Annotated in this window: 11 protein-coding genes and 1 pseudogene (1 of these 12 running past the window's edge); 7 read left to right on the top strand and 5 right to left on the bottom strand. The window is 65.0% G+C overall.

Features of this window, described 5'->3' with window-relative positions; all coding sequences use genetic code 11:
* Nucleotides 1-105: 105 nt before the first annotated feature.
* Nucleotides 106-396 (top strand): hypothetical protein, encoded by a 291-nt coding sequence (locus ACFE99_RS05715; RefSeq protein ID WP_375483250.1) that lies wholly within the window; start codon nucleotides 106-108, stop codon nucleotides 394-396.
* Nucleotides 397-537: 141 nt separating this feature from the next.
* Nucleotides 538-993, top strand: coding sequence for an STAS domain-containing protein (locus ACFE99_RS05710; RefSeq protein WP_375483248.1), 456 nt, complete (start codon nucleotides 538-540; stop codon nucleotides 991-993).
* Here the strand turns inward: ACFE99_RS05710 and ACFE99_RS05705 are convergent.
* Together ACFE99_RS05705 and ACFE99_RS05700 are read right to left on the bottom strand one after the other, a co-directional pair.
* The gene (locus ACFE99_RS05705; protein WP_375483246.1) at nucleotides 964-1,755 is read right to left on the bottom strand and encodes an RNA polymerase sigma factor SigF; all 792 of its coding nucleotides are present in this window, start codon (nucleotides 1,753-1,755) and stop codon (nucleotides 964-966) included. The genes ACFE99_RS05710 and ACFE99_RS05705 overlap by 30 nt on opposite strands.
* The gene (locus ACFE99_RS05700) at nucleotides 1,752-2,186 is read right to left on the bottom strand and encodes an ATP-binding protein (RefSeq protein WP_375483244.1); all 435 of its coding nucleotides are present in this window, start codon (nucleotides 2,184-2,186) and stop codon (nucleotides 1,752-1,754) included. The genes ACFE99_RS05705 and ACFE99_RS05700 overlap by 4 nt, the downstream gene beginning before the upstream one ends.
* Nucleotides 2,187-2,241: 55 nt before the next feature.
* Here ACFE99_RS05700 and ACFE99_RS05695 point away from each other — a divergent pair, with 55 nt between their 5' ends.
* From ACFE99_RS05695 to usfY, 4 genes are all read left to right on the top strand, one after another.
* Nucleotides 2,242-2,418, top strand: coding sequence for a hypothetical protein (locus ACFE99_RS05695; RefSeq protein WP_375483242.1), 177 nt, complete (start codon nucleotides 2,242-2,244; stop codon nucleotides 2,416-2,418).
* Nucleotides 2,419-2,952: 534 nt separating this feature from the next.
* Entirely contained in the window at nucleotides 2,953-3,198 is a 246-nt protein-coding gene (locus tag ACFE99_RS05690) for a CsbD family protein (RefSeq protein ID WP_375483240.1), read from the top strand.
* Nucleotides 3,199-3,356: 158 nt separating this feature from the next.
* A complete protein-coding gene (locus ACFE99_RS05685) occupies nucleotides 3,357-3,782 on the top strand; it encodes a hypothetical protein (protein WP_375483238.1) in 426 nt (141 codons plus the stop codon).
* A 45-nt stretch (nucleotides 3,783-3,827) separates the two neighbouring features.
* Nucleotides 3,828-4,130, top strand: a complete 303-nt coding sequence (gene usfY, locus ACFE99_RS05680; RefSeq protein ID WP_375483236.1) for a protein UsfY — start codon at nucleotides 3,828-3,830, stop codon at nucleotides 4,128-4,130.
* 18 nt (nucleotides 4,131-4,148) lie between these two features.
* Here usfY and ACFE99_RS05675 read toward each other — a convergent pair whose 3' ends face one another.
* From ACFE99_RS05675 to ACFE99_RS05665, 3 genes are all read right to left on the bottom strand, one after another.
* The gene (locus ACFE99_RS05675) at nucleotides 4,149-4,535 is read right to left on the bottom strand and encodes a hypothetical protein (protein WP_375483234.1); all 387 of its coding nucleotides are present in this window, start codon (nucleotides 4,533-4,535) and stop codon (nucleotides 4,149-4,151) included.
* A 147-nt stretch (nucleotides 4,536-4,682) separates the two neighbouring features.
* Entirely contained in the window at nucleotides 4,683-6,011 is a 1,329-nt protein-coding gene (gene lat / locus ACFE99_RS05670) for an L-lysine 6-transaminase (protein WP_375483232.1), read from the bottom strand.
* A 33-nt stretch (nucleotides 6,012-6,044) separates the two neighbouring features.
* A complete protein-coding gene (locus ACFE99_RS05665) occupies nucleotides 6,045-6,497 on the bottom strand; it encodes an Lrp/AsnC family transcriptional regulator (protein ID WP_375483230.1) in 453 nt (150 codons plus the stop codon).
* 30 nt (nucleotides 6,498-6,527) lie between these two features.
* On the opposite strand from ACFE99_RS05665, the pseudogene ACFE99_RS05660 reads away from it, so the two are divergent.
* Nucleotides 6,528-6,643: pseudogene (locus ACFE99_RS05660) on the top strand (2-oxoadipate dioxygenase/decarboxylase family protein); it runs 1,136 nt beyond the window's last position.

The raw sequence follows: 6,643 nt of genomic DNA, 5'->3' as shown, positions 1-6,643 counted from the left end.
TCCGGCGACCGATGCAGAGCGCGCAGCGCGATGAGGAGGAGCCGGACTTGGAAGCGCGTCCGGCGACCGATGCAGAGCGCGCAGCGCGATGAGGAGGAGCCGGACTTGGAAGCTATCGAGATCAACGCCGGGCCGTGGTATCTGCGAGCGCTGCATCTCGACGCCTGGTCGTCGGACACGCGGTACACCTGGGCGATCTGCGAGGCCACGACGGGAGAGTCACTGGGCGAGGTGACGCTGAACCCGGCGACGGGTGGCGTCGATACCCGAGCGCGCGACGGCCATACCGCAGCCGCAGTGGCCGCCACCGACGCGGTGCGGCGATTCGCGAACGTCATCGTTTCTGGTAGTCGGGTCAATCGCAGCCAAACCGTTGTCGGCCCATCTCGGCCCTAGTAAGGTTTTTGGCAGGTTGAGTTCACAGCCGCCCGGACAGCGTCAATGACGTGCAGGGAGGCGAACTCCTTGCCGTGAAGGGCAATCCTCTGATTGACGTGATCCAACAGCACGAATTTTCGTCGACTGATGGAGTCACCAATGTCTGTCGTGAAAACCGCAGGGTCTGCGGACGCGACCGCCGGCGCAGACGCCGCATTTCCGTCTCAACCCTGGGAAAACCGCACCGCACGTTTTACCGTCCACTGGGGGCCGTCGGTCGCCGTGGTCGCCGCGCAGGGCGAACTCGATGCCGCCAATGCCGGTCAGCTCGCCGATTACGTGCAGCGCTGTGCCGCCTCCTCCAAGCTGCTGGTCTTGGACCTCAGCGGCGTGGAATTCTTTGGGACAGCAGCGTTTTCGACCCTGCACACGATCAATGTGCGCTGCGCCGGAGCCGACGTCCGCTGGGCGGTAGTGCCCAGTCGCGCGGTTAGTCGCCTTTTGCGCATCTGCGATCCTGAGCACGCGCTGCCAATCGCGGAGTCCGCCGATGCGGCGATGGCCGCCCAGGACGAACCGCGCCGCCTACTCCAATTGGTCCCGCAGGCGCGCTAGCGATTTAGCCAGCAGGCGGGACACGTGCATCTGCGAGATGCCGACCCGCTCGGCGATTTGCGTCTGCGTCATCGACTCGAAGAACCTGAGCACCAACACCGTCCGCTCCCGCTCGGGCAGCGCATCTAGCAGAGGACGCAACGCCTCGCGGTTTTCGATCCGCTCCAGGCCAGTGTCCACGTCGCCGAGGGTGTCAGCGATGGCGCGGGCATCGTCGTCCGCGCTGCCGCTGCCACCGCTGTCGATCGACAACGTGTTGTAGGAGCTGCCCGCAACAAGTCCTTCGACGATCTCGGTGCGGTCCATGTCGAGTTCGTCCGCGAGCTCAGTGGCCGTGGGCGCTCGGCCCAGCCGTTGCGACAAGTCGGCGGTAGCAGTGCCGAGCCGTAAGTGCAGTTCTTTAAGACGCCGCGGCACCTTCACCGACCAGCTGTTGTCGCGAAAGTGTCGCCGGACCTCCCCCATGATGGTGGGCACCGCGAATGAGACGAAGTCTGATCCGGCCTCGACATCGAAGCGGACCACCGCGTTGACCAGCCCGACCCGCGCTACCTGGACTAAGTCGTCGCGCGGTTCGCCGCGGCCCTCGAATCGGCGGGCGATGTGATCGGCCAGGGGCAGACAGCGTTCGACGATCTTGTCGCGCTGCCGCTGGAATTCCGGTGAGTTCGGCTGGAGGCTGGCCAGCTCACGGAACAAGTCGGGAACGTCGGCATATTCATTCTGTCGTGAACCAGAACCGCCGACAGCTCGCGCTGTCACCTGGTGGAGCCCGCCCGTCGTGTGGTCAGGGTGATCCCGAAGACACCGCCGCCTTCCAGCTGACTGCCGTCGCGGAAGGTCTGAACGCCGTCGGTCAGCGAAGTCAGCACATGCCAGCTGAAGCTACCCGGAGTCACCACGTCGTAGGTTTGGCAGGTGGTCGACGCCTCCACCACGAGCTCGTCGGCTCGCGGGTCGACCACCAGCACCAACGTTGCGTCCGGTGTGGCTGAACGAATCAACCGGGTACAGACCTCGTCGACCGCGAGCCGCAAGTCGGCGACCGCGTCGAAATCGAGGTCTTCGAAGGTGCCGACCGCCCCGACCAGTGTGCGCAGCACTGCCAGATTCTCTAGCCGCGCGGCGACCCGGAGTTCGACCGCGCGGTCGCCTCGTTGCTGCTTCTCACCGCGCGCTTCTGCATCGGCCATGTGGTCTCCCGGCATTGTGTGACCGAGATTATCTCCGAGGCGGAGCCGGTTAGTCATGACCACCTCCGGGTATGCGGTGCGCATGGATGAGGCCGACACAACCGACCCGGCCCGGACGCGCAACCTTGGGCGCGTCGCGCTGATCGCAGTGATCACGCTGGTCGTGTTGATCTTGGTTGCGGTAGGGGTTTATGTCATCGCCTTTGTGATTCTGTCCCCGATGCTGGGCTGACCACGGCACCACGACATAGCCCACCGCCTGCGAATTCGTCATCGTGCAGATTCCATACCCGCTCACCGTCGTTTGTAACCAGTGATCTGGCCGCAGCTTCGGCTAGCGCGGCCAGGGGTAGGACACGCAGATGCGCGAGCCCACCGACGAGACGTCCGCCGACGCCGTCGAGCAGCACCAAAAACCGCCCCGGAGCCGCCCGCCGTGGAGCATCCAGAGGCCCCGATGGAGGCCAATGCCCCGGATTGGCAGCAACAGCTGCAGGAAGTCGTCGAGGATGACCGCGACGAGTATCGGGAATAACCAGTCGGTGTTTGCGGGCGTCCCGCGATGGGAAACCTCGCTGACGGTCGGGGATAGCGGCTGCGAAGGAGGCAACGGTGTCGGACGCAGGTGACCGAAACATCGCCAGCACGTCCACTGCCTGCCACTTCGCATCGTGCAGAACCGCGCAACGCTCAAGAAAAGGGCAACGAGCTCGGTACGCCCACGCAACGCGGCGAGGGCGTACCGCCAACGCGGAAAGGAAGATATATGAGTGACAAGAGTGGCCCCGGCGAAGCTGTGCGCGGCATCGTTGAGGGCGTCAAAGGCCTCGTCAAAGAAGTCGTAGGCACGGTGACCGGTCGCGACAACCTGTCCCAGGAGGGCCAGGCGCAGCAGGACAAGGCCAGGGCGCACCGCGACGCCGCCCGCAAGGAAGCGGAGGCCGAGAAGGCCCGCGCTGAAGCCAAGGCCAAAGAGCAACGCCAAAAGGCCACCCAACGGCGCGAGCAATAAGACCCGCCTGAAAGCAAAAGGCCCAGCCGAACGGCTGGGCCTTTTGTGCTCCGGAACATCCGCCGGGTCAACAGCGGGCCGCCCGTTGGCTGACAGCGCTGTTTTCATCGTTCAACGCAGCCGCAAAAGCGAGCCCCAGGCACCTACGCTTAATTGTCATGAGCGCTGAGCTGAGGCAGATCCTGCTGCGGACCCTTGTGCTGCTGGCATCGTGGGCGATTGGATTGCTGGTCGCCGCGTGGGTTGTTCCCCGGGTTTCGCTGTCAGTGTCGGGGTTCGTCGCCGCCGTAGTGATCTTCGCGGTAGCGCAGGCCGTGCTCTCATGGTGGATTTTGAAGCTGCCGCGTGCATATGCCTCTCTGCTGCTGGGCAGCACCGGCCTGGCATTGACCCTCCTCGCGCTGATTCTGGCCTCGGCATTTACTGACGGGCTCAGCATCCGCGGAAACGCATCCTGGATTGCCGCAACGCTCGTGGTCTGGCTCGTGACAACGGTCGGGGCGGTTCTGCTGCCCGATGTGCTCGTCCGCGACCAGGCCGGCGTGACGCGCCCGATCTCACAACGTGCGGCCGGTGACCAATAAGGAGCAAAATGGTCGTTATCTCGTCCGGCGACGGAGGGAGGCCCGGTGGGAGACATCCATCGCGATCCGATTGATCATTTCCGGACCACGCAACCCCACGCTGGTATCACGATGAAGGACAACCTCTTCTGGCCCGGATTTATCCTGCTGACGATCGCAGTACTGGGGGTGGTCAGCACGCTGGCAGCCGCTGCCTACCGGCATTACGAGTGGCTGGCCACGACGGTGCTTGTTGCTGTGCTGGGAACGGTCAACGGAGCACTGTGGCTGGTGTTGGAGCGTCGCCGCGTGCTCCTCATCGACCAAGAGTGGAGCGTCGAGGATCGGCCGGGGCAGCGCACTGCCTAACGGTGTCGTCGATACCGGTCAGCCGGCCAGAGCCGGGCCTGCGATCGGCGGAACGCCCATGGTGAGCGTCAGCAACATCAGCATCAGCAAGAACCAGCCGGCGCCCTGCCACGCCCACCACGTCCCGCGGACACGCCACACCCGGTAGGTGCGCAGAAACGCCCAGCCTCCTTCGGCCAGCAAGATCGCCGGCGCACCGAAAGCCAGCAGGGCCCGCTGCGGTGCCCCGCACGCCACGGTGTCCAAGGCCATCTGACCGTTACAGGTGCTGACCCACAAAGCGGCCACGATAAGGAAACCGACGCCGGCCGCCGCGGCTAAAACCGCAAACCGCACCGCCGCCTGGACCTCACTGTCCTCTTGGCCGAGGCGGTCACCGGGTGAATGCTGACGTGGGTTTTGCATGGTCGATCACTGTCCTGCGTGGATTGCTCTTACTTCATCGTCTGATCCGGCGCATCAGTTACATTCGCTGACGCCTCCTGGCCCTGACTGCTTAGAGCGCACATGGAATACCCCCCAGTTAGCGCAGGTAAACCGTCCCGACCGCGGTCATGTCAGGTCCTTCAACGCCCGGCGGACTCCATCCACCGCCTGGTCGATTTCCGCGCGCGACACCGTCAGCGCCGGGCGGAAACGCACGCTGTCGGAACCGCTGGGCAAAACGATCACCCCGCGCTGCCACAACCGGCGGACCACCTCGTCGCGGTCGGTGGTGGTCGGCAAGCTGAACGCGCACATCAGGCCACGGCCGCGGACGTCGAGCACCAAGCCGGGAAAGTCGGCGGCCAGCTCGTCGAGCCGGACACGCAAATGACGGCCGTGTTCGGCGGCGCGCGCAAACAGGCCGTCGGCCTCGATGACCTCCAGAATGCGCCGCGCCCGCACCATGTCGACGAGGTTGCCGCCCCACGTCGAGTTGAGCCGCCCAGGGACGCTGAACACATTGTCGGCGATCTCGTCGACCCGCCGTCCGGCCATCACCCCACAGACTTGCGTCTTCTTGCCGAACGCCACCACGTCGGGCGCAACGCCGAATTGCTGGTAGGCCCAAGGTGTTCCAGTCAACCCACAACCGGTCTGCACCTCGTCGAAGATCATCAGCGCGTCGTATTCGTCGCACAACTCGCGCATGGCGGTGAAAAACTGCGGCCGAAAGTGCCGGTCGCCGCCTTCGCCCTGGACGGGTTCGGCGACAAAGCATGCGATGTCGTTCGGGTAGGCCTCGAACGCCGCCCGGGCCTGCCGCAGCGATTCGGCTTCCAGCACGTCCATATCAGCGCCCGGGCGAAGGAACGGCGCGTCGATGCGCGGCCAGTCGAACGTCGGGAAGCGCGCCACGTTGACCGGACGCGTGTTGGTCAGCGACAGCGTGTAACCGCTGCGCCCGTGAAAGGCCCCGCGCAGGTGCATTACCCGGGTGCCGAGCGCAGGGTCGATGCCGTTGGCCTCGTTGTGCCGGCTCTTCCAGTCGAACGCCACCTTGAGTGCGTTCTCGACCGCCAAGCCACCACCCTCGATGAAAAACAGATGCGGCAGCGCCGGGTCACCTACGACTCGGGTGAAAGTCTCGACGAAGCGGGCCATCGGCACCGAATACACCTCGGAATTGCTGGGCTTGTTGAGCGCTGCCTCGGTGAGTTCGGCGCGGAACGCCTCGTCGTCGGCCAGCGCCGGATGGTTCAAGCCCAGCGCCGAGGAGGCGACGAAGGTGAACATGTCGAGATAGCGCCGTCCGTCGCGGGCGTCGACCAGATACGAGCCGGCCGAGCGGCGCAGGTCCAGCACGAAGTCGAAGCCGTCAACCAAGATGCTGCGTGCCAGCACCTCGTGGACGCGGCCGGCTTCCAGCTGTTGATCGGTGGGCGCCAGAACAGTCATAACTGGATAATAGCTGGCCAGAAACCGTAAAAATTACGGTACAACCTCCCGCCCACTGTAAAACGTCCGTAAAATGATCGTGCTGCGGGTCTGGACGTTGGCGGTGGTCCGAATCCGTTGCAGCAGGTCCTCGAGCGCTCGGGCGGACTCGACGCGCACCAGCAGGATGTAGCTCTCCTCGCCGGCCACGGATTGGCACGACTCGATTTCCGGGAAGTGCTCGAGCAGGGCGGGCGCATCATCGGGTTGAGAGGGATCGAGAGGGGTGATGGCCACGAACGCCGACAGCATGTTGCCCACCGCCTCGGGGTTGATCCGCGCCGAGTACCCCAGCACCACACCGCGAGACTCCAGCCGGCGTACACGGGACTGCACGGCCGACACCGACAGGCCCGCGCTGGCCGCCAGCTCCGACAGCGTCGCGCGTCCGTTGACGACGAGCTCACGCAGCAGAGTCCGGTCGATGTCGTCGAGCGTCTCACCCATGGCCGGAGAGTATCGCAGCAGCGGGGCCCGATGAGCCGCGCGAAAAACCTTGCCACCTGGAAGCTACGCGCCAATTTCGCCGCCGCGCTGTCGGCGATGTACGGCGCCGAAGTTCCGGCTTACACCCCGCTGGTGCAGGCGAGCGA

Origin of the sequence: uncultured Mycobacterium sp., from assembly GCF_964249325.1 — a bacterium.
In the GTDB taxonomy this organism is placed as follows: domain Bacteria; phylum Actinomycetota; class Actinomycetes; order Mycobacteriales; family Mycobacteriaceae; genus Mycobacterium.
This window is presented reverse-complemented; position numbering and strand designations above follow the sequence as displayed.